The sequence below is a fragment of the Bacteroides sp. M10 genome (genome assembly GCF_014334015.1).
In the GTDB taxonomy this organism is placed as follows: Bacteria; Bacteroidota; Bacteroidia; order Bacteroidales; family Bacteroidaceae; genus Bacteroides; species Bacteroides intestinigallinarum.
On the sequence record NZ_CP060488.1, the window covers coordinates 3289149 to 3309882 of the forward strand.

Below are 20734 nucleotides of genomic sequence, written 5' to 3' on the forward strand. Positions count from 1 at the left end.
TATGAAGACTTTAGGAAATATATATTTATTATTATTGGTTGCATTATTCAGTGCATGCAACGATCCCTATGAAGACTCTACCTATCAGGTTTATGATATGAATCCGGTATCGTCTTATCTGGAAACTCGTTCTGATGAATTTTCCGAGTGGATCACTGTATTGAAGTATGCAGATTTGTTTAATGCCGTAAATCAGGCTTCGTCTTATTTTACGGTATTGGTTCCTACAAATGAAGCTGTGCGCAGTTTCTATACTAAAAAGAATGTATCTTCTATTCAGGAATTGGGAAAAGACTATGCCCGTAGTCTTGCTGAATATCATATCGTGAATGATTCTATCAATCTGAATACTTTTGTTCAAGGAGGTAAACTGGAAGCTAAAACTCTTTCGGATGATTATCTTTCCGTCTCTTTTGATGAAAGTTCGGAGGCTGGAGGATTTAATTCAATTTATGTGAATAAAGAAGCGCATGTAAAGGAACTGGCTATCCAAGTGTCTAATGGATATGTGTATGTATTGAATGATGTGATGTCTCCTTTGGTGGAAAGCCTATATGAACGTATCAGTGAAAGTAGTAATAAATACTCCATTTTTGTTGATGCTTTGGAACAAACAAGTTGGAAAGACAGTTTGAGTACTATTTACGATGAAATAAGGCAGGAAGATAATACGGTTATTCAGCAAAAACGGAATTATACGTTGCTGGCTGTATCAGATGATACCTATCGTTCTGAAGGAGTTACTTCTGTTGCTGATCTGGCTGCTAAAGTAGGTGCAATAGGAACAGACTATAAAGATAAAGCAAACGAATTATTTCGCTATGTGGCATATCATGTGATTGGTGGAAGTTACTCTGTTTTTGATTTCAACAATTTTAGTGGAGGTGCAACTACACGATTGTGGACTACCAAAGCAGATGCAGTATTGGAAGCATCTATGCAGAGTGGCAATAAGTTGTATTTTAATTATAAAGGAGAAATTGATGGTCAATCGGTGAAAGCGATGTTTGTTGAAGACGGTTCCGATGTACAGGCTAAAAATGGTATTTTACATGAAATAGATAGCTGGTTGCCTTTGTGGGAATCCGAGATTCCGGTGCGCGTAGAATGGGACTTTGCTGATTATGAGGAGGTAGCTTCTTGGGTGAATGGTGGTTATGGTGATCCGGACCAAAAGTATCAGACGGCAGATGAAAAAGAGCGCCAGTCGGATGTCTCTTCGCTCTCTTGTTACACCGTAGATGCCAGGAGCACTCTTACATCTCTAGATGGTCAAAACGGCGGATATTATCGCGTGGGCTATGCAACTCCGAAGACAAAAGGCTCGGACTGGATCAATTGTAAAAATACAGATCATATCTATTTGAATTTGGGATATAATGGTTCCGTTACCATGAAAACACCAATTCTGATAGCTGGCAAATATAAAGTGACGTTGAAAGTTACTTATGCAAAATCAATGGATTTTATGCGTACAATGACTAGTGGAAGTAATGGAGGTAAAATTAAGTTTACATTTGATGATGACACCGATACAGATGTCGAAGTTCCTATTTATGCGAGTATTACAGCCAATGAATTAGGACGTTATGATGTAGTTATTTATGATGAGATTGAATTCTCAAAGACGAAGGTTCATTCTATGAAGATGTTGGTTGCCGATCCGGCTGCTTCTTCTCATAACAAGTTCCGTATCCAATTAGATTATATGACTTTTGAACCGATAATTGAAGATGAATAAACACATACTTATGAAAACTATAAAATATATATTGTCATCTATATTGCTGATAAGTGGTATATATGCATGTAATGATGACTGGGATTCTCATTATTCCCAGGAAGAACAGGTAGTGAATAATGTAAATATTGCAGTAGTCAACAAGTCGGCTGTTGATTATTTACAGTCGCAACCGGAATTGAGTTCCATGTACCAATTGTTCAGTGAAACAGGAGTACTGGATGAAATGGTTGAGAAGAATTTGTTGTTCACTATTTTAGTGGTTAGTGACGAGAATGCATTATCTCGTGCAGTTGCTACAGATGATAGAACTTTTTTGGCTAAATCACACATTTCGGATATTTCTCTTTCTCCGTCTAATCTGTCGGATGGACAACGTGTGTTGATGTGGAATGGAAAATATATTAATGTGTCGAAGGTAGAAAATGAAGATAATGATACTTCTATCTCGTTCAACGGTATAGCTGTGAAAAAGATAACGAAGGTGAACAATGGCTATGTTTATGAAATGGAGGATTATGTGGAAACTCCTAAATCATTATATGAGTTGATTGAAGGGTTAGGAGATGATTATTCTATTTTTAGGGAGATGATTATGGAGCGTAATCAGTTGACATTTGATAAAGAGGCCAGTAAAATTATAGGTGTCGATGAAACCGGAAGTAACGTCTATGATTCTATTTTCACGGTTACTAATCCTTATTTTGAGGCTGAAGGTTTTAATATGATGTCAGAGTCATTATCAGCGACTGTATTGATTCCTTCTAATGAAGTTGTCAATCGTGCGTTGGCTACAGCCCGTAACAAAATACAGGAATGGGGAATGCAACGGGAGGACTCTATTCTGAAAAACTGGACTTTTCAATCAATGTTCTTTAATAAAAAACTTACTAAATCGGATTTTGAAGATAATATAGACTTGAATTCTATTTTTAGTAAACAGTGGCGAACTACAGTACAAGAGGTGGATTTGGAGAATCCTGTATCTCTTAGTAATGGTGTTGCATATTATGTGAAAGAACTGAAGATTCCTACTAATGTATTGATTTATCGTGTCAAAGATTTTATGAGATGGTATGAGTATCTGTCAGAAGAAGAAAAAACGCTTTATTTTGATAGCGAAAATCTAACTTTTGATAAAATGGATACGCCAGTGCAGCCATGGTCTGGTTGGCCGGGAGTTTTTCCAACTATTTTCAATCGTGTCGTACGTTTTAAATTGACTGATGCCACTACTAAGGAATATACGTTAAACTTTACTGCTTTCAGTTATGATGAAACTAACAAGGTAGCTACTCCATATACAATACCTCCTGGTGAGTACGATTTGTGTTTGGGATTTGAACAAAAAATGGGGCATGACGTAGAGATTTCTTTTAATGGAGAGTACGTAGGGACAGTAACAGCCTCTCAACTGACAAAGACTGATTTTCATTACGACCGTGGCGGACAGGGGTATCCTGAAGGATATGACACTAATAAAGCGACAGATAAAAAGAAAGGAAATTACGATCGTGATGGAGCAAAAGTTGGTGTAGTCACTATTGGAGGCACTCAACCGGTAAATGTGGTTATTAAATTCCATGGAATAAACGCAAGCAAATGTTGCTTCCACCACTGGTGCCTGAAACCAACAAAGAACTGTTATTAATTTTGATAAGGAATCAATATGAAGACAATAAAAATCATATTTACAACTTTGCTGTTATTACTGTCGGTAGCCAGTGTATATGCGCAAGGACGTAAAATTAGCGGTAAAATACTTTCACCGCTGAATAAACCGATTGAAGGGGCTATCATTTCGGCTGTAGGAAGTAAAGATGCGAAAACTGGAGTTGACGGAACTTTCAAAATGGAGTTGAAAGAGAATACGACTCAAATTTCAGTGTGGGCAGCTGGTTATTATCCGGAAACTCGCTTGGTAGATGATAATTCACAAGTGGTTATTCTGATGATGCCGGAGAGCACATATAAATATAATGAATCGGCTATATTACCTATGAGAATCGAAAGTTCCCGTCCGGAACTGACTTCTGCGGTGAATATCAATAAAAAAGATTTCACGCAAGGAAGTATGAAGATAGATCGGGCTTTGGCAGGACAAGTAGCAGGCTTGAAGACAACCCGTGCAGGTGGTATGCCAGGTGAGGGAAGTTATATGAACCTGCGTGGTATTCGTTCTTTTGTAGGTTCAAATGCTCCGCTTGTGGTAATTAACGGTGTACCCTATTTACCTGATTCTCGTGAATCACAATTGATAAATGGATTTTCGAGAGATATATTTCAGGCATATAATATTCAAGATATTCAAAATATCACTGTACTGAAAGGAGCGGAGGCTTCTATGTATGGTTCGATGGGGTCGAACGGTGTTATTCTAATTGAAACGGATGGTGCAACTTCCGATAATTTGGATACGCGAGTCAGCTTTTATGGACAGTATGGGGTGAATTGGAATAATAAACGTATGCCATTACTTACAGGTAATGATTACAAATCTTACCTTTCGGATATTGGTATGACTTATTTCGGTAATATGGAAGGATTTTTCTCGGAATTTCCTTTTTTGAGTGATCCCAATAGTAAATACAATTACTTGTATAACAATACCACAGATTGGCAAGATGAAATTTATAAAAATGGTTTTGTAACAGACAACCTGTTTCGTGTAGAAGGTGGTGATGCTATTGCCAAATATGACCTTTCATTAGGATATGCGATGGAAAATGGACTGATGGATTACACTAAAAGCCAGCGTTACCATACACAATTGAATACAAATGTTTTGATTAGTAAATGGGTGGAGATGACAGCAACGGTCGGTTTAGCTTATCTGACAGGCAATTATCAACAACAGGGAATGGATAATGTTAGCAATCCGATCTTGGCAGCTTATTCGCGTGCTCCATTGTTAAGTCCTTATAAGAAAGATATTGATGGTAATATTTTGGATACTTACTCTACTTATTACTATGGTAATTCAACGAATATGGATTTTGCAGTCAGTAATCCTTTGGCTATCGTCAATACACTTGATGGTCGTAACCGACAGTATGATGTAAATTTCAGACTTGGATTGGTTTACAAGCCTTTCAATGGCTTATCGTTCAATGGTACATTCGGAATGTTTTATAATTATAATAAAGAACACCTATTTATTCCCGGACTATCAGATAAAAGTATTTTGCCGATTGTCGATCAGTATGGTAATGCAGAAAATACCGTGAAGGAAGGTGTAGGTGAAACTTTGAACATTTTCGCAAATGGTAATGTACGTTATCAGAGACTTTTTCAAGGTATCCACCATTTGAATATTCTTGCAGGTGCTCAAATGTTGATAACTCAAAATAAGTATGAAGGTGGTGCAGGCCGTAATACTCCGAATGATTTTTATCAAACATTGGGAGATACAAAAACAATCGGACGCTACTTTTACGGTTATCAGGAAAAATGGAATTGGGCGAATTTTTATGCTCATGCTGATTATACCTATCGTGATATGGTAGCAGCTTCTTTGAATGTGGCGGCTGATGGTGCGTCCTCTGCCGGTACTTATGGAAATCACTTTTATATATATCCTTCCGGTGGTGTGACTTTGCTCGGAAAAGGTTGGTTACCATTGACTAACTCTACATTAGTAAATCGCTTAAATTTGCGTGCGGAATATGGCTTGTCCGGTAATAGCCGTTTTTCTTCCAATCTTGGAAAATATTATTATACAAGTTTACCTTATATGACTACTTCCGGTATTGTTCGTGCCAATATATCAAACACCACTTTGAAACCGGAGAAGAACATACAATTCAATCTAGGATTGGATATGAGTCTGTTGCGTAACCGTTTGGAAGTGACATTGGATTATTATAATAATCTGTCCAAAGATGTTATTTTTGCAGTACCTCATACATCGGCACTTGGTTCTCTAAACTATTATGCAAATTGTGGAGAAATAAAAAATAAAGGTGTAGAATTGGCAGTGCAAGCTTCTTTGGTTCGTACACGTGATTTCGAATGGATTATAGGTGGTAATATTGCCCGCAATGAATCGGAGGTGAAGTCATTAGGAAACACATCACAATTGATTAATAGCTATAGTGATGGTGCGCAGTTGGTTTCCCGTGTAGGAGAGTCTCCTTATCAGTTCTATGGTTATCAGACGCTTGGGGTATTTTCTACACAGGCTGAAGCAGATGCTGCTAATCTGGTCAATCAAAAAGGACAGGCTTATCAGGCAGGAGACATCCATTTTGTAGATCAGAACGGTGATGGGCGTATCGATAGTAAAGATCGTGTCTCTTTAGGCAGTGCCGCACCGAAGTATTTCGGTGGCTTTTTTACACGAATCAGTTATAAATCTTTTGCATTGTCTGCAGAATTCTCTTATTCAAAGGGGAATCAGGCTTATAATGGTGTGAGACGTAGTTTGGAATCACTTTCTACTTTTGGCAATCAAAGTGCGGCAGTTGTAAACCGCTGGTCGTTGGAAGGACAACAAACTAATATTCCTCGTGCTCAATGGAACGACCCGATGGGTAACAATGATTTTTCGGACCGTTGGATAGAAGATGCTTCTTTCTTGCGCATGAAGAATGTTACACTTAGTTATAGTTTTGACAAGAAATTCCTGAATTTCTTCCGTTCCGGTACATTGTATGTAACAGGTGAGAATCTGTTGACAGCTACAAAATATTTAGGGTTGGATCCTGAATTCTCTTATTCTTATAGTGATGCTATGCAAGGATTTGACTATGCGAAAATGATGCAGCCTAAATCAATTAAATTTGGTGTTAATTTGAACTTTTAAGGATGATGAAAAAGAATATATTGAAATATGTGTTACTAAGTATGACATTCTTCTTGGGCGCATGCAACGATTTCTTCAATGTCGAGACGAAGAATGTATTAGATCATGACGGATACATCACCGAAGAAAGTGAGATGTATTCGGGGTATATAGGTATTATGACCAAAGTACAAGCCATTGGAGACAAAGTGATCTATTTGACAGATACACGTGGTGAATTGCTGGAACCAACAAAGAACGCTCCCAGTGAGTTGTATAGTATCTACAATTATGATACAGACCTGACAGGAAATTCGTATGCCGATCCGGCTGCTTATTACGATGTAATTATAGCATGCAATGACTACTTGTCAAAGTTGTATGATTATAAAACAGAAAATCCGGCAGCTATTAATCTGGATCATTATAAAGCTTTGGTTAGTTGTACACTTCGTGTGAAAGCGTGGATATATCTTACATTAGGTAAGATTTATGGAGAGGCTGTCTGGTTTAATGATCCGGTTCGTGAGATGAAAGATTTGAATGACTTTCCTGTGAAGAATTTGGATGAGATAGTGGAAGGCTGTCTTGATTTGTTAACTAAAGGGTTTGATGGAATAGATGGCACGAATACAATGTCATGGAAAGAATGGCTTGATCCTGATACGGAAACAGCAGAAAGTACATATCGTTATTGGGACTATATGACACCAGAATTCTTTGCATTATATGGAGAGTTATGTTTGTGGCATGGTGACTACCAGAAAACAGTGAATGTTATTTTGAATACAATGAATGCAAAGTTTGCCAGTACGGTGAATGATGCAACACAGTATATGCATAATGTGAAGTTGACAGGTACATATAGTAAGATTTGGGATAATACTAATCCTCAACCACAAGAGACTGTTTCTGCTATTATCTATAATTATCAAGGAAACCAGACTAATAGTTTGTTGAAACATTTTGGGACAGAATCACCCAATGAGTATCTGTTGGCTCCGTCACAGGTAGGAATGGATCGTTATACTGATCCGGATTTTAATCCGCTTGGAGGTGCTACTTCGGATAAGCGTTCTACTTATTATTTTGCGAAAGATAAAAGTGGTAATTATGTTATCCAGAAGTATCGTCCGTCAAATAGCACAGCGCGTACCTATGCTTATCAAGATGATGTGCATATTTATATTTATCGTGGCAGTGAGCTGTATTTCATGTTGGCGGAGGCTCTCAATAATCTGGGACGTGTAACGGAAGCATCGGCATTGATTAATCAGGGAGTGAATGGAAGTTTTCCGAATGGTGGAGTGACATGGGATGGTTTTACAGATGACTGGACCGGAGCTAGTACGTTAGGTACTCGTCGTTATCCGGACCTGGGTATTCGTGGGGCATTTAACTTGGGTAATCGTGAGTTTACACGTGGAGATGCTAGAGCTAATGATGAAGCGATCCTTGATGAAATGATGCTTGAATTTCCGGCAGAAGGAAAGATTTATCCTACTATGATTCGTATGGCACGTCGTTACAATGATCCAAGCATCATAGCCGATCGTGTTTGTCCGAAATATGCTGATCCGGAGGCTATTCGTGCCAAGATCAATGCAGAAGTCGGTGGAAAAGCAGGTTATTTCGTTCATTGGAATTTAAAATAAAGATCCTCAAATCATCCTTTGGATTGGATTATTAGGGTGGAGTGACGCGGGTTTTTGAATGAGAATCCGCGTCATTTGTTTCAAAAATAAATACTTTTGTAAATAACAATAATAAAGAATCATGAAAACATTCGCAGTATCTATTGCAGCACTTTTTATTTGGACAGCTTGCGGAGATGGAAATCAGCCGATAATTGACCGTGAGGCATTAGTAGAAAGGAATAGTCCTGTTGTGACGGCATTCGATTCATTGGCTTCACTTTCTGTAGGAAATGGAGAGTTTGCTTATACGGTAGACATAACCGGATTACAGACGTTTCCGGACAATTATAAAAAAGGAGTTCCCTTGGGAACGCAGAGCCAGTGGGGCTGGCATAGCTTCGCCAATCCGGACCGGCTTACTCCGGAAGAAACCCTGAAAGAATACGATTTTGGCAGGGGAAAGAAAGAACTTTACGCTACTCAATTCAAAGAAGAAGGTAGACAACAGGATGCCGCTAATTGGTTTCGTGTCAATCCGCATCGTCTTCATTTAGGAATTGTCGGTTTTGACGTGGAAGAAGGTACGGATATTGAACAGGTAACTGACGTTCATCAGAAACTTTGCTTGTGGGATGGAAAAATCGAAAGTCGGTTTAAATTAAACGGTGAAGATTATCAAGTGGAGACAGTCTGCCATCCTTCTAATGATATGATTGCTGCAAATATTACCTCTAAGGCGCATACCGGGATTTGTTTTCGCTTTCCGTATCCTACGGGCGCTCATTGTGATGATGCATGTAATTGGGAAGCCGTTGATAAACATACAACGACTATTGTTACTCAAAATGAATCTTCCGCAGTTTTGAAACATACTTTAGATAGCACAGAGTATTTCGTAACTTTGTATTGGGAAGGGAAGGCTACTTTCAATGAGAAAGCAAAACATTATTTTGTCCTGACTCCGATGGACGATCATTTAGCTTTTGCATGTGCTTTTACTAGTACAGCTCCTTCAATGCAGCCTGTTACTGTAGCACAAACTCAAGAAGAAGCAAAAAACTATTGGAATTCGTTTTGGAAGGAAGGCGCAGCTGTTGACTTTTCGGCATGTACGGACCCACGGGCCAAAGAACTGGAACGACGTGTGGTACTTAGCCAATATTTGCTTGCAATTCAGAGCGCAGGTACTACTCCTCCGCAAGAGACGGGGCTTACCTATAATTCGTGGTTTGGCAAATTCCATCTTGAAATGATCTGGTGGCACGAAGCTCAATTTGCTCTTTGGAATCGTAGCAACTTACTTGACCGTACATTAGGCTGGTATGAAAAGGTTGAACCGATAGCGCGTCAAATAGCCCAAAGACAAGGGTTTGATGGTGTTCGCTGGATGAAAATGACCGATCCTTCAGGAACGGAAGCCCCTTCCAAAGTAGGAAGTTTTCTGATTTGGCAACAACCTCATCTAATTTATTTGGCAGAATTACTTTATCGTGCTGATCCGACTAAAGAAGTATTGGAGAAATATAATCGTTTGGTACAGGAGACTGCAGAATTTATGTACTCTTTTGCTACATACGATGAACTGGAAGGACGTTACGTATTGAAAGGTGCCATTCCTGCACAAGAAACGTTGCGTGCTGCAGAAACAATTAATCCTCCTTTTGAACTTTCTTACTGGCATTTTGCCATGCAGACCGCTCAACAATGGCGTGAACGTATGGGACAGCAACGTAGTCTGGAATGGGATGAAATGATCGATAAACTTTCTCCTTTAGCATCTAATAATGAAGGACTTTATCTGGCTGCTGAAACAGCCATAGATACTTATAAAGATATTCGTTATACTTCCGACCACATGGCAGTATTAGGTGCAGTCGGTATTCTTCCGATGAATAAACTTATCCGGGAAGATTATATGAAAAATACATTGCACTGGATTTGGGATAACTGGAATTGGGGTAAAACCTGGGGATGGGATTATCCGATGACGGCTATGAATGCTGCCCGTTTGGGTGAACCGGAAAAGGCCGTCGGAGCTTTACTGATGGACAAACGTACAAACACATACTTGCCGAATGGTCATAATTATCAGGACGGTCGTTTACGTATTTATTTACCGGGTAATGGCGGCTTGCTGACTGCTATTGCGATGATGTGTGCCGGTTGGGACGGATGTACGGAGACTAATCCGGGATTTCCGAAAGATGGAACTTGGAATGTCCGTTGGGAAGGATTGAAGCCATTACCATAATCAAACACAAAAAAATATGAGTTATTTTCATCTGAATCTTATTTTACAAGGAAAGCTGACTGTTTGTTGCCTCTTGATGTTGTCGGCGATGCCATTAAATGCTCAAAGAGAGGCAAAGCAGATCGGTGACTTTAAAGAATCCATCTCCTTGAATGAACATCTGCGAGGTACAAAAAGGACGTTGCAATATCGTCCCGATGGTGATGAGTTTGTTTGTGTCAATGGTAAGAATCGGTATACCCGTGCTTTGTACGGTAGTCACAGTCCCTTTCGGGTAGAAACAAGTGACCGGCCGGTTTTTGCTTTTTATAATAACGGACGCGGAGGAAATATAAGTTTCAAAGTCATTCTTCGTGACGGAACAGAATTGGCGCTTGACTGCACCGGGCATTGTGAATCCCGTTATTCGGCTGGAAAACGTACCTATTATTTGACAGACCCGTCTTGGGGAAAAGGAGAACTGCGTATTTCTGTATTGGCATTAGCCGATATGGATGGAGCTATTTGGCGTTTTTCTCCTTCGAATATGCCTAAAGGAGCTATACTTCGTTGGCAACATGGGGGAACTACCGGAAAACGTTTGAGTCGTAATGGAGATATGGGGGTAGATCCGGCTGATTGCTTCGAACTTCCTGCCGAAGCGACTGACCTTGTCACTGGTGAACTTCCTTTGCAGAAAGAAGTATACTTGGTACGTGGGGAGGTTCCCGAAGGTTATAATGTCCGTAAGCTCTATCAACAAGCGGAGGCAGCTTCTTTGGCATTGGCTTCTCATTTGAAGATAGAAACGCCGGACCCTTATTTGAACACGTTGGGTGGTGCATTGGTCGCAGCTGCCGATGGAATTTGGGACGGGCAGGTTTGGTTGCACGGTGCTATTGGCTGGCGTATGCCGTTAAGTGGGTGGAGGGCCGGATATACTGGTGATGCTTTAGGTTGGCATGACCGGGCACGGACTCATTTTGATGCTTATGCAGCTAGTCAGGTGACTGATGTCCCGAATACAATACCTCATCCGGCACAGGATTCTACAATGAATCTGGCGCGTTCGGAAAAACGTTGGGGAACTCCTCAATATAGTAATGGGTATATTTGCCGGAATCCTGAACGTAACAACCAGATGCACCACTATGACATGAATCTTTGTTACATGGATGAATTGTTATGGCACTTCAACTGGACGGGAGATACTGCGTATGTCCGCAAAATGTGGCCTGTGATTACCCGCCATCTAGCTTGGGAAAAATTAAATTATGATCCGGACAATGATGGTTTATATGATGCATACGCTTGTATTTGGGCAAGTGATGCGCTTTACTACAACAGTGGCGCAGTCACCCATTCGTCGGCTTATAACTACCGTGCCAATAAAATGGCAGCTTTTCTTGCTTCTTTGATAGGCGAAGACCCTTCACCTTATCAGAACGAAGCCGAGCAAATATTGAAAGCGATGAATAAGCGTCTTTGGATGCAGGGCAAAGGTTGTTGGGCGGAATATCAGGATTTTATGGGACATCGCCGGCTTCACGAAAGTCCGGGATTATGGACTATATACCATGCACTCGATAGCGACGTTGCCGATCCTTTTCAAGCTTATCAGGCTACACGGTATGTTGATACGGAAATACCACATATCCCCGTGTATGCCGATGGACTGGAAGAGGGGTATGCAACGATTGCCACTACCAATTGGTTGCCTTATTCCTGGAGTATCAATAATGTGGCTTTCGCAGAGGTAATGCATACAGCTTTGGCCTATTTCCAGGCAGGACGTCCGGAGGAGGCATATCGATTGATGAAAAGTTCATTTCTGGATGGTATGTACTTAGGTAACAGTCCCGGCAATTTGGGGCAAGTCAGCTTTTATGATGCTGCCCGTGGAGAGTGTTATCGTGACTTTGGAGATCCGATAGGGGTAGCTTCCCGATTACTGGTACAAGGATTATATGGCATTTTACCCGATGTATTGAACGGGAAGATGGTGATTCGTCCGGGATTTCCCGCAGGATGGTCAAAAGCTTCTATTTCTTTGCCTGACATAACCTATCACTTTGTCAGGGAGAAAGATACAGATATTTACCGGATAGAGCAACGTTTTAAGGCACCTTTGGCTTTGACATTACAAGTGAATGTCGGAAGAGAAAGGATTCATTCTGTGAAAGTAAATGGGAAAGAAGTTGACTGGAGCTTTGCGGAAGCTGCTTCCGGTTATCCGGTGGTTGTTATTCCTGCTTCTTCTACCAAAAAATCAATTGTCGAAATTGTGTGGGAAGGAAACAGACTGAATCCGGTTCTGCCTGAAATACAGGCGGAGGCTTTAGCGGAGATCCGTATTCCATCCATTTTAGGGGCGGTATTCGGTGAAATATATGATCCGCAGGGAGTGCTGATACAACCGAATGTTAGTGATACGTCTATAAGAAGTAAGGTTAATGATCATTTGGGGCATCATACATTCTTTGTTCGCATGAAACAAGGACAGATGGAATGGTGGCAGCCTGTAAACGTACAGATTACAAAATCGGAAAAATCACCGGTCATTCTTCCTTTCTCACAGGTGAATACGTCAGAGTGCCGGGTGATGAATATGGATTCTTTGTTCAACGCGAATGTGACTGATATTTTCCGGAATGAGTATCTGACACCTCGTTCGCCTTATACCACTTTACAACTTCCTGTTCAGGGCATTGGCGAGTGGTGCCATCCTAAATTAACTGCTGATATTGATGATGCAGGTTTGCGTGCCTTGGTACGTGATGAGATGCTGACTACCAAACTGGGTGTGCCATTCCGAACATTGGCTCAAGGAAGCAATATTGCTTTTACTTCGTTGTGGGATAATTATCCCGACAGCTTAAGTATTCCGCTTTCCGGTCGGGCTTCTCATGCCTATTTAATGATGGCAGGCAGTACCAACCACATGCAGTGTCGCATTGCTAATGGTATTGTTCGTGTATACTATACAGATGGAACTTCTGATGTATTGGAATTAGTGAATCCGGATAACTGGTGTCCTATTGAGCAGGATTTCTATGTTGATGGTCAGGCATTCACCGTTGTTTCTCCCCGTCCTTATCGCATTCATTTTAAGACGGGTTGGGTTAGCAATGACTTGGGAAAGGACTTAGGCATAAAGGGTGTTTATGGACGTTCCATCGAGGGGGGAGCAGGTGTACTTTTGGACATGCCTTTGAATCCTTCCAAAGAGTTAAGTCATCTGACGTTGGAAACACTTTCAAACGATGTTGTTATCGGTCTGATGGGAGTTACATTGCAATAAAATAAAAATAACATATTAATAAAAGGATAAGAATTATGATGAGAAGAACTATTAATTTACTACTGATGTTGCTTTTTGTGGCAGAGGTAACATTTGCGAATACTGTTGATTTTGATAAAGCATTTAAAGAAAGCGCCCGTATCGAAAAACAGATTAAACGGACCTCTTTTCCGAAACGAACATTCCTTATAACTGATTTTGGAGCAAAAACAGATGATGAGGCTAATCCTTGCCATGAAGCCATTAATCAGGCTATTCTACAGTGCAGTCTGTCAGGAGGTGGCACAGTAATTGTTCCTAAAGGCACTTTTTATACCGGACCTATTACTTTAAAGAGCAATGTGAATTTCCATCTCGAAGAGGGAGCTGTTTTGAAATTCTCTACAGATCAAAGCCTTTATTTTCCTGCTGTTTTAACTCGTTGGGAAGGAATTGATTGCTATAATGCTCACCCCTTGATTTATGCTTATGGTGAAAGCAATATTGCCATAACCGGAAAAGGTATTATCGATGGACAAGGTAGCATGGAAACTTGGTGGCCGATGTGTGGAGCCGTAAAGTATGGTTGGAAAGAAGGCATGGTGGCTCAACGTAATGGAGGTCGTGAACGCCTGTTGATGTATGGTGAAACATCGACTCCTGTCTACAAGCGTCTGATGAAGCCGGAAGATGGTATGCGTCCGCAGCTATTGAACTTACATTCCTGCCACACCATCTTGATTGAAGGTGTAACTTTGTTAAATTCTCCATTTTGGGTGATTCATCCTCTTTTCTGCGAGAGCTTGATTGTTAGCGGAGTGACTGTTTTCAATCGTGGACCTAACGGAGACGGATGTGATCCTGAATCTTGTAAGAATGTGTTGATTGAGAATTGTACATTTGATACGGGTGATGATTGTATTGCCATTAAATCAGGACGTAATGAAGACGGACGTAAATGGAATATTCCCAGTGAGAACATTATCGTACGTGGTTGCATGATGAGGAATGGACATGGAGGAGTCGTGATTGGCAGTGAGATTTCGGGTGGTTACCGTAACTTGTTTGTAGAAGACTGCCGGATGGATAGTCCGAATCTGGATCGTGTCATTCGTATTAAGACGAGCACTTGCCGTGGAGGACTTATAGAAAATGTATTTGTTCGTAATGTAACGGTAGGACAATGTCGTGAAGCTGTACTTCGCATCAATCTGCAATACGAGAACCGGGAGAAATGTAAGAGAGGGTTTGACCCGATTGTCCGTAATGTGCATTTGAAGAATGTAACTTGTGAGAAGAGTAAATTGGGGGTGCTTATTATAGGACTGGAGGATGATAAACATGTATATAACATCAGTGTAGAGGATTCTCATTTTAATAATGTAGCCAAAGGAGCAAATGATATTAAAGGGGCGAAAGATGTTACTTTCAAAAACCTTTATATCAATGGTGAATTGGTGAAATAGGGCATAATTGTAATAGATAAAAATCCAGCTATGAATGAAGAAGAATGGAAGACTGTCTATGACGTACAAATTTATGTTACATCTTTATCAGCAATAAGTGATTGTAATTGGAATAAGTTAGAATTCTGGATAAATCTTCATCAGGATGGTTTTATCTATAAATTGAGGCATTATTATCCTATACTTTCAGAAGATGATATACATATCATTCTTTTGTTACGTATCGATTTTAGTAATGCGCAGATTTCAGAGTTGTTCCATATTCTAGGAAGTTCTTTTCGAATACGCCGTAGTAGATTGAAAAAGAAAATGAATGTTTCTTGTAAATCTATTACCGATTTTATTAAATCGTTGCGTTTAGAATGATTTTTCTTGTAAAAACCATATACAAATGCGTATGCATTGGCTGTGTATACGCATTTGTATACGGTTGAAATTTGTATCCCAATTTATAAATGTCGTCCTTTGTTACAACAAGAGCGATAAACTTTTATTCGTACTAATATTATGGAAAAATACAGCTCCTTATCTTATGTAATATAGACAGAACTGGAAAATGAGCCAAACGATTATCTACTAATATCTTGGTATCGCCTTGAAAAAGATATTCAATATTATTAATCTCTAAAAGTAGTTCTCATGAAAAAAATGAATTTAGGCTTTATTATGGTTGGATTAGTTTTTCTAATCAGTATTTCTGTGCTTAGTTGTCAGGCGAATGATGCTGATAATTACTCTCAACAGGCAGAAGATGTAACTGCTGCGGATCTCTTTATTGCTTCGGAAGCGCATCAGAATTTGGAAAAAGAAATCAGAAAGAACATGAGAAGAATGTTGAATGCCATTTCTAAATTTTCGAAAGAAGAAATGGAGCAATATCAGCAACTTAAAAAAGAATTACTTAGTCTGGAAACTCGTTCTGAAGCAAAAAAACAATGGAATAAATTGCTTGGATATGATTGTTACGCCAGCTTATATCGGATTTCCAATTTAGTTAGAGAAGTTTACGAAGGGATAGATTTCACCAGATTGGAATTAATGAGGGCCCGTCAAAAGCGTAAAATGCATCAAGTTGTTATAACTCGTACCACAGAAGATGATGAGGCAATTCAAAATTGTATTAAAGCCTATAGTGAAATGGCAGAGGCGAGAATAGAAGACTGTGTTAATCAATATAATCGAAATTTAGATGAAATACCTATTAATATTTCTTGGAAAGAATACTCAAGATTGGAAGGACAGTGTCAAGTACAACTTGATGAATGCACAAAGCCGATTCATGAGTATTTGGAGAATGGGATAGAAGCTTGTGAGCAAAGTAAGGGTAAGTGCACTATCTTAGCATATCATTAAAAAGTGAAATAATATCTATATTCTAATTTGTAATTATTATGAGAACAAATGAACAGATTTTTATATGGTTTTTGGTAATGTTGGTAGGGGCTTCTACTCTTTCTGCTCAAAATAAGAAAGAATATAACTCAGAAGTTGTCAACAAGATCATTACATCAAGAGACTATAAGATCAGTGTGGATACTTATATACCTCCGTATAGGGAGTACATAGAATTAGATTATCCCGAAAGCTCGATAGCAATTAAAAATGATTCGGTCTTTTCCGATCTTTTCTTTATTGAGGAATCTGATATACCTTATAGCGGCAGAGGAAATGAACTTCGTTTTCAGGTACCCCTCAAAAAATATACTATGGATATAGATAGGAAAGGGAATGTCCATATTAAATTTTCAGCACGGACAAAAGTAGACAAATTCAACTTTAAGATTATTGTGTATGTTGATGGAAGGGCGATTGTCAATGTTTTTATGCAACACCATCAAAGTGTAAGTTTTTGGGGAGAATTAAATATGAAAAGAGAAGAGCCGAATGAGTAAAATCCTTGGTCTTAAAAAACATATTTAAATGTGTATACATTGGTGTATACGTATTTGTATACGGTTGAAATTTGTATTTTAAATTGTAATTGATATGAAAACAAAAAAGGAAAATCTTTATATTACTTTGGGTAGTGTTAGTGGGAGTTCCCACTCTTTCTGCCCAAAGTAAGAGGGAGCAAAGGGCGGAAGCTGTTAGCAATATTATCAGATCAAAGAACTATAAGATATATGTGGACACTTACATACCTCCATATAGAGATCCTATACAATTGGATTACTTAGATTTGATAGAAATTAAAAATGATTCAGTATTTTCTAACCTTCTTTATCTTGAGGCATCCGATATACCTTATAGTGATAGAGGAAATCAACTTATTTTTCAGGCTCCTATTAAAAAATATGCTGTGAATATAGATAAAAAAGGGAATGCCCATATCAAGTTTTCAACACGTACAGCAGTAGATTATTTCAATTTTAAAATTGAGGTGTATTCTAATGGAAGTGCGAACATCAGTGTCACTATGCAACACAATCAAAGTGTCAGTTTCTTGGGAGAATTAAATATGTAAAGAGAAGGGATGAAGATTCGTTTTTTATAGTAATTATTTTTTTAATATTATGAGAGAAGTTATATTGATTTTTATTCTCGTATCTATAGCCCAGCTATTTTACGGACAAGAAAAATATACTATTCAGGGAGAATTACCTGATCATTCGTTGGATAATAGTTATTTGCGTTTAATCAATAGTTCTGCTCTTAGTCAAGAGAAAGAACGAATTAAACACTCATTTATTGACAGTATATTGGTGGTTGACGGGAAATTCCATTATGAAGGTAGTCTTTCACAAAAGCCATTCTTAGTATATCTTAGTAGTGCAAAGACAGGAAGAAAAATGTTGGATTTGGGCCTGCATTTTATAGTTGAGCCTGGTAATATCCATATCCGTATTGCTAATTGGGCAGATGAGGGTGTTGTGTCAGGTACTCCTATTAATGAAGATTACAATACTTATATGATTGCCACAAAGAGAAATCTGAAAAAGGAATTGCTCTTCTTAGAAAAATATGCCCAATACCCAGATGTTGTACGATTCCACTTATCTTTTTTGTTGAACGGACGAAGAGCGTCAAAGGATCCTGATTTCCCAAAATATCTACAGATTCTCGACCGAATGCCTAAAGCAGATCGAGACATTCTTTTGGCTTGGCTGGACTATACTATTAAAAGAGAAGAATATGAAAAAAAGACCAAACCGTTGTTGGACAGTATACGTAACAATGCCCCTCGTTTTATCGAGACTATTCCGAGTAATTCATAATCAACTACAATAAAAAATGAGTAGAATTCTGGTTTTATTGTTATTTGTGTGATGTTTTTGGGATTATGAGGTTAGCAATTGTATGTAAGTGTTCCCCAAGTTATTAACTTAAAAAAATAATTTTATGAGAAAATGCAAAGTTTTCTTTACTATGGCTTTGTTAGCCTTTTTAATAGGTATGTCTGTACTTAGTTGTCAATCGAATGACGATGACAATTATAATTCTCCTAAAGAACAAAATTTGACTGCTGTTGATCTCTTTATCGCTTCGGAAGCTTATCAGAATTTGGAAAAGGAAATCAGAAAGAATATGAGAAGAAAGCGAAATGCAATATCTAGATTGTCGAGAGAAGAAAAGGAGCGATATCATCAACTCAAAATAGAGTGGCTCAATCCTAAGACTCGCGCTGAAGCAAATGTTCAACTGAATCTCTTGCTTGGCTATGATGAAGAAGCGGATTATGATCGAATCTCATCTTTGGCTAGAAAGGTTTATGGAGGCACTAAATTTACACAATTAGAGCTAATGAAAGCATTACAAAAACGGCAAATGAAACGAGCTGTTGTTAATACACGAACAACTGATACCGAAGATTTAGAGACATGCAAAAAAGGGTGTACTGACCATGCTACACAGAGTTCTGGTATATGCTTTGATAATTATAATAGAGATATTAGCGAACTTGAAAGCATGGCGGAATACTATGATCCTGAATATATTCGTTCTGAAAAAGAAAAACTCGGAACAGAACGAAAAAATTGTCTGGATGATGCTGATAAAGAGAGGGAAGAATGTATAAAAGATTGTAAAGGTACAGATGAAAAAAATAGATAATTTTAATATCCAAAATTATGAAGAGGAATCTATTTCTTATTGTATTAGTGTTTTTTGTTCAGTTGTTTTATGGACAAGAGAAATATACGATTCAAGGTGAATTCCCAGATAATTCGCTGGATGGAAAATATATAATACTGACAGATAAATCTTTTCTTTCTGATGAGTACAAACGTAAATGGAAAGCATCTGACGATGAAGTAAAGATATTGGTAACTGATAAAAAATTCTATTATAAAGGGGTAACTACACGAAAACCTTTTTTGACGCAAATATATTATGATAGACCAACATTCAGTGGTCAGACAAGTGCGACTTCTTTTGTAATAGAACCTGGGAATATCCATATCCATATAACCGATTGGTATGAGGAAGGAAATGTATCGGGTACTCCTATCAATAAAGACTATAACACTTGTGTCATTGAACGGAAAAATCTGGTAAATAGAATTTTTAGAACTATCTGTTTAAAGGGGCAGACTTCGGAAGCTGAAGGGGCTTATTCTTTTGGTTCAGCATTTGAGGATTTTGAAAAAGGTGAATTGGCTTTCTTTGAGAAATATGCCAAATATCCGGATGTTATTCGAGTAATGTTATCTCGCTATTTGGAAGTTAAGGAATTAAATAAAAGATTGGTGGATGCTAAATATTTACGTATTCTTGACTTAATGCCCAAAGCGGATCGAGATATTTTGATAGAGTGGCGAGAGTATACAATGAAGAGAGAGGAGTATTGGGCAAAGAGAAGAGCGTTGACCGATAGTCTTAATCGCAATGCTCCTCGTTTTATTGAAAGACAAATAAATAATAATTAAAAATCAAATCATGAAAACAAAAAGACTCATTTTAGCTTTGACTACATGGACTGTTGTTATAGTTATGTCACTTCATAGTTGTCAGACTGATAGCGGTTATGATAATGTTATTCAAGAAAATAATTTGACTGAAGCCGACCTTTTTGTAGCCTCGGAGGCGTATAAGAATTTAGAAAAAGAGATTAAAAAGAATTTGAGAAGAAGAAAAAACGCAATTGATAAATTTTCTAAAGAAGAAAAAAAACAGTATCAACAGCTTAGAAAAAAGTTATCCAAATCGGATACTCGTGTTGAAGCGCAGATTCAATTAAATATCTTACTCGGATATGACGAAGAAGCAAGTTACGATCGAATTGATTCTTTGGTTTGGAAGGTTTACAAAGGTACAAATTTTACCCGATTGGAATTAACAAGAGCTCGGCAAAAACGTCAAATGAATCAAATTACTATTAGTACACGAGATACCGATTCTGAACAACGTTGTATTGATGATTGTAATGCGGATGCTACAAACGAAGATATGGAATGCCAACATACATATTATGCAGAAATTCAAGATGCTGAAAATAGTATGTCAGATTGGGAAAAACTTATGTATCCGGAAAGGTTGGAATATTTGAAAGAACGAGCTAGAAACAGTAGAGATGAATGTGTAAAGAAAGTTGATAAAGATAGGGAGGGTTGCGTAAAAGACTGTTGTAAAAAAACAACGTGATAAAAATCAAGATTCCA

Annotated in this window: 15 protein-coding genes; all 15 read left to right on the forward strand. The window is 38.5% G+C overall.

The annotated features are described in order from the left end of the window. The first annotated feature begins 1 nt into the window (after position 1). Positions 2–1741 (forward strand): DUF5108 domain-containing protein, encoded by a 1740-nt coding sequence (locus H8796_RS11525; protein WP_004320934.1) that lies wholly within the window; start codon positions 2–4, stop codon positions 1739–1741. Continuing rightward, entirely contained in the window at positions 1734–3392 is a 1659-nt protein-coding gene (locus H8796_RS11530) for a hypothetical protein (protein ID WP_117937065.1), read from the forward strand. The genes H8796_RS11525 and H8796_RS11530 overlap by 8 nt, the downstream gene beginning before the upstream one ends. Before the next feature lie 18 nt (positions 3393–3410). Continuing rightward, entirely contained in the window at positions 3411–6545 is a 3135-nt protein-coding gene (locus tag H8796_RS11535) for a SusC/RagA family TonB-linked outer membrane protein (protein ID WP_117937067.1), read from the forward strand. 2 nt (positions 6546–6547) lie between these two features. Beyond that, a complete protein-coding gene (locus tag H8796_RS11540) occupies positions 6548–8179 on the forward strand; it encodes a RagB/SusD family nutrient uptake outer membrane protein (RefSeq protein WP_117937069.1) in 1632 nt (543 codons plus the stop codon). 121 nt (positions 8180–8300) lie between these two features. After that, positions 8301–10412 carry a hypothetical protein gene (locus H8796_RS11545; protein ID WP_117937071.1) on the forward strand — a complete coding sequence of 704 codons (2112 nt, stop codon included), beginning with the start codon at positions 8301–8303 and terminating at the stop codon, positions 10410–10412. A gap of 16 nt (positions 10413–10428) precedes the next feature. Beyond that, positions 10429–13692: a DUF4450 domain-containing protein gene (locus H8796_RS11550; protein WP_117937073.1), complete on the forward strand. Its 3264-nt coding sequence runs from the start codon at positions 10429–10431 to the stop codon at positions 13690–13692. 35 nt (positions 13693–13727) lie between these two features. Continuing rightward, positions 13728–15137: a glycoside hydrolase family 28 protein gene (locus H8796_RS11555; protein ID WP_171036015.1), complete on the forward strand. Its 1410-nt coding sequence runs from the start codon at positions 13728–13730 to the stop codon at positions 15135–15137. Positions 15138–15167: 30 nt separating this feature from the next. Further along, positions 15168–15503: a hypothetical protein gene (locus tag H8796_RS11560; RefSeq protein ID WP_117512656.1), complete on the forward strand. Its 336-nt coding sequence runs from the start codon at positions 15168–15170 to the stop codon at positions 15501–15503. A 273-nt stretch (positions 15504–15776) separates the two neighbouring features. Beyond that, positions 15777–16490: a hypothetical protein gene (locus H8796_RS11565; RefSeq protein ID WP_117937075.1), complete on the forward strand. Its 714-nt coding sequence runs from the start codon at positions 15777–15779 to the stop codon at positions 16488–16490. 38 nt (positions 16491–16528) lie between these two features. Further along, positions 16529–17029, forward strand: a complete 501-nt coding sequence (locus tag H8796_RS11570) for a DUF4251 domain-containing protein (RefSeq protein ID WP_117512654.1) — start codon at positions 16529–16531, stop codon at positions 17027–17029. A gap of 119 nt (positions 17030–17148) precedes the next feature. Further along, positions 17149–17601: a DUF4251 domain-containing protein gene (locus H8796_RS11575; RefSeq protein ID WP_182281647.1), complete on the forward strand. Its 453-nt coding sequence runs from the start codon at positions 17149–17151 to the stop codon at positions 17599–17601. 49 nt (positions 17602–17650) lie between these two features. Further along, the gene (locus tag H8796_RS11580; protein ID WP_117512652.1) at positions 17651–18352 is read left to right on the forward strand and encodes a DUF4369 domain-containing protein; all 702 of its coding nucleotides are present in this window, start codon (positions 17651–17653) and stop codon (positions 18350–18352) included. 124 nt (positions 18353–18476) lie between these two features. Beyond that, the gene (locus H8796_RS11585) at positions 18477–19187 is read left to right on the forward strand and encodes a hypothetical protein (protein WP_117937077.1); all 711 of its coding nucleotides are present in this window, start codon (positions 18477–18479) and stop codon (positions 19185–19187) included. A gap of 17 nt (positions 19188–19204) precedes the next feature. Further along, positions 19205–20002: a DUF4369 domain-containing protein gene (locus H8796_RS11590; RefSeq protein WP_117512650.1), complete on the forward strand. Its 798-nt coding sequence runs from the start codon at positions 19205–19207 to the stop codon at positions 20000–20002. A gap of 10 nt (positions 20003–20012) precedes the next feature. Continuing rightward, positions 20013–20717, forward strand: coding sequence for a hypothetical protein (locus H8796_RS11595; protein ID WP_117512649.1), 705 nt, complete (start codon positions 20013–20015; stop codon positions 20715–20717). Positions 20718–20734 lie beyond the last annotated feature (17 nt).

Excerpts from the sequence above, each read along its gene's own strand:
- H8796_RS11525 (WP_004320934.1), top strand. The coding sequence starts at position 2 with ATGAAGACTTTAGGAAATATATATTTATTATTATTGGTTGCATTATTC.
- H8796_RS11530 (WP_117937065.1), top strand. The coding sequence starts at position 1,734 with ATGAATAAACACATACTTATGAAAACTATAAAATATATATTGTCATCT.
- H8796_RS11535 (WP_117937067.1), top strand. The coding sequence starts at position 3,411 with ATGAAGACAATAAAAATCATATTTACAACTTTGCTGTTATTACTGTCG.
- H8796_RS11540 (WP_117937069.1), top strand. The coding sequence starts at position 6,548 with ATGATGAAAAAGAATATATTGAAATATGTGTTACTAAGTATGACATTC.
- H8796_RS11545 (WP_117937071.1), top strand. The coding sequence starts at position 8,301 with ATGAAAACATTCGCAGTATCTATTGCAGCACTTTTTATTTGGACAGCT.
- H8796_RS11550 (WP_117937073.1), top strand. The coding sequence starts at position 10,429 with ATGAGTTATTTTCATCTGAATCTTATTTTACAAGGAAAGCTGACTGTT.
- H8796_RS11555 (WP_171036015.1), top strand. The coding sequence starts at position 13,728 with ATGATGAGAAGAACTATTAATTTACTACTGATGTTGCTTTTTGTGGCA.
- H8796_RS11560 (WP_117512656.1), top strand. The coding sequence starts at position 15,168 with ATGAATGAAGAAGAATGGAAGACTGTCTATGACGTACAAATTTATGTT.
- H8796_RS11565 (WP_117937075.1), top strand. The coding sequence starts at position 15,777 with ATGAAAAAAATGAATTTAGGCTTTATTATGGTTGGATTAGTTTTTCTA.
- H8796_RS11570 (WP_117512654.1), top strand. The coding sequence starts at position 16,529 with ATGAGAACAAATGAACAGATTTTTATATGGTTTTTGGTAATGTTGGTA.
- H8796_RS11580 (WP_117512652.1), top strand. The coding sequence starts at position 17,651 with ATGAGAGAAGTTATATTGATTTTTATTCTCGTATCTATAGCCCAGCTA.
- H8796_RS11585 (WP_117937077.1), top strand. The coding sequence starts at position 18,477 with ATGAGAAAATGCAAAGTTTTCTTTACTATGGCTTTGTTAGCCTTTTTA.
- H8796_RS11590 (WP_117512650.1), top strand. The coding sequence starts at position 19,205 with ATGAAGAGGAATCTATTTCTTATTGTATTAGTGTTTTTTGTTCAGTTG.
- H8796_RS11595 (WP_117512649.1), top strand. The coding sequence starts at position 20,013 with ATGAAAACAAAAAGACTCATTTTAGCTTTGACTACATGGACTGTTGTT.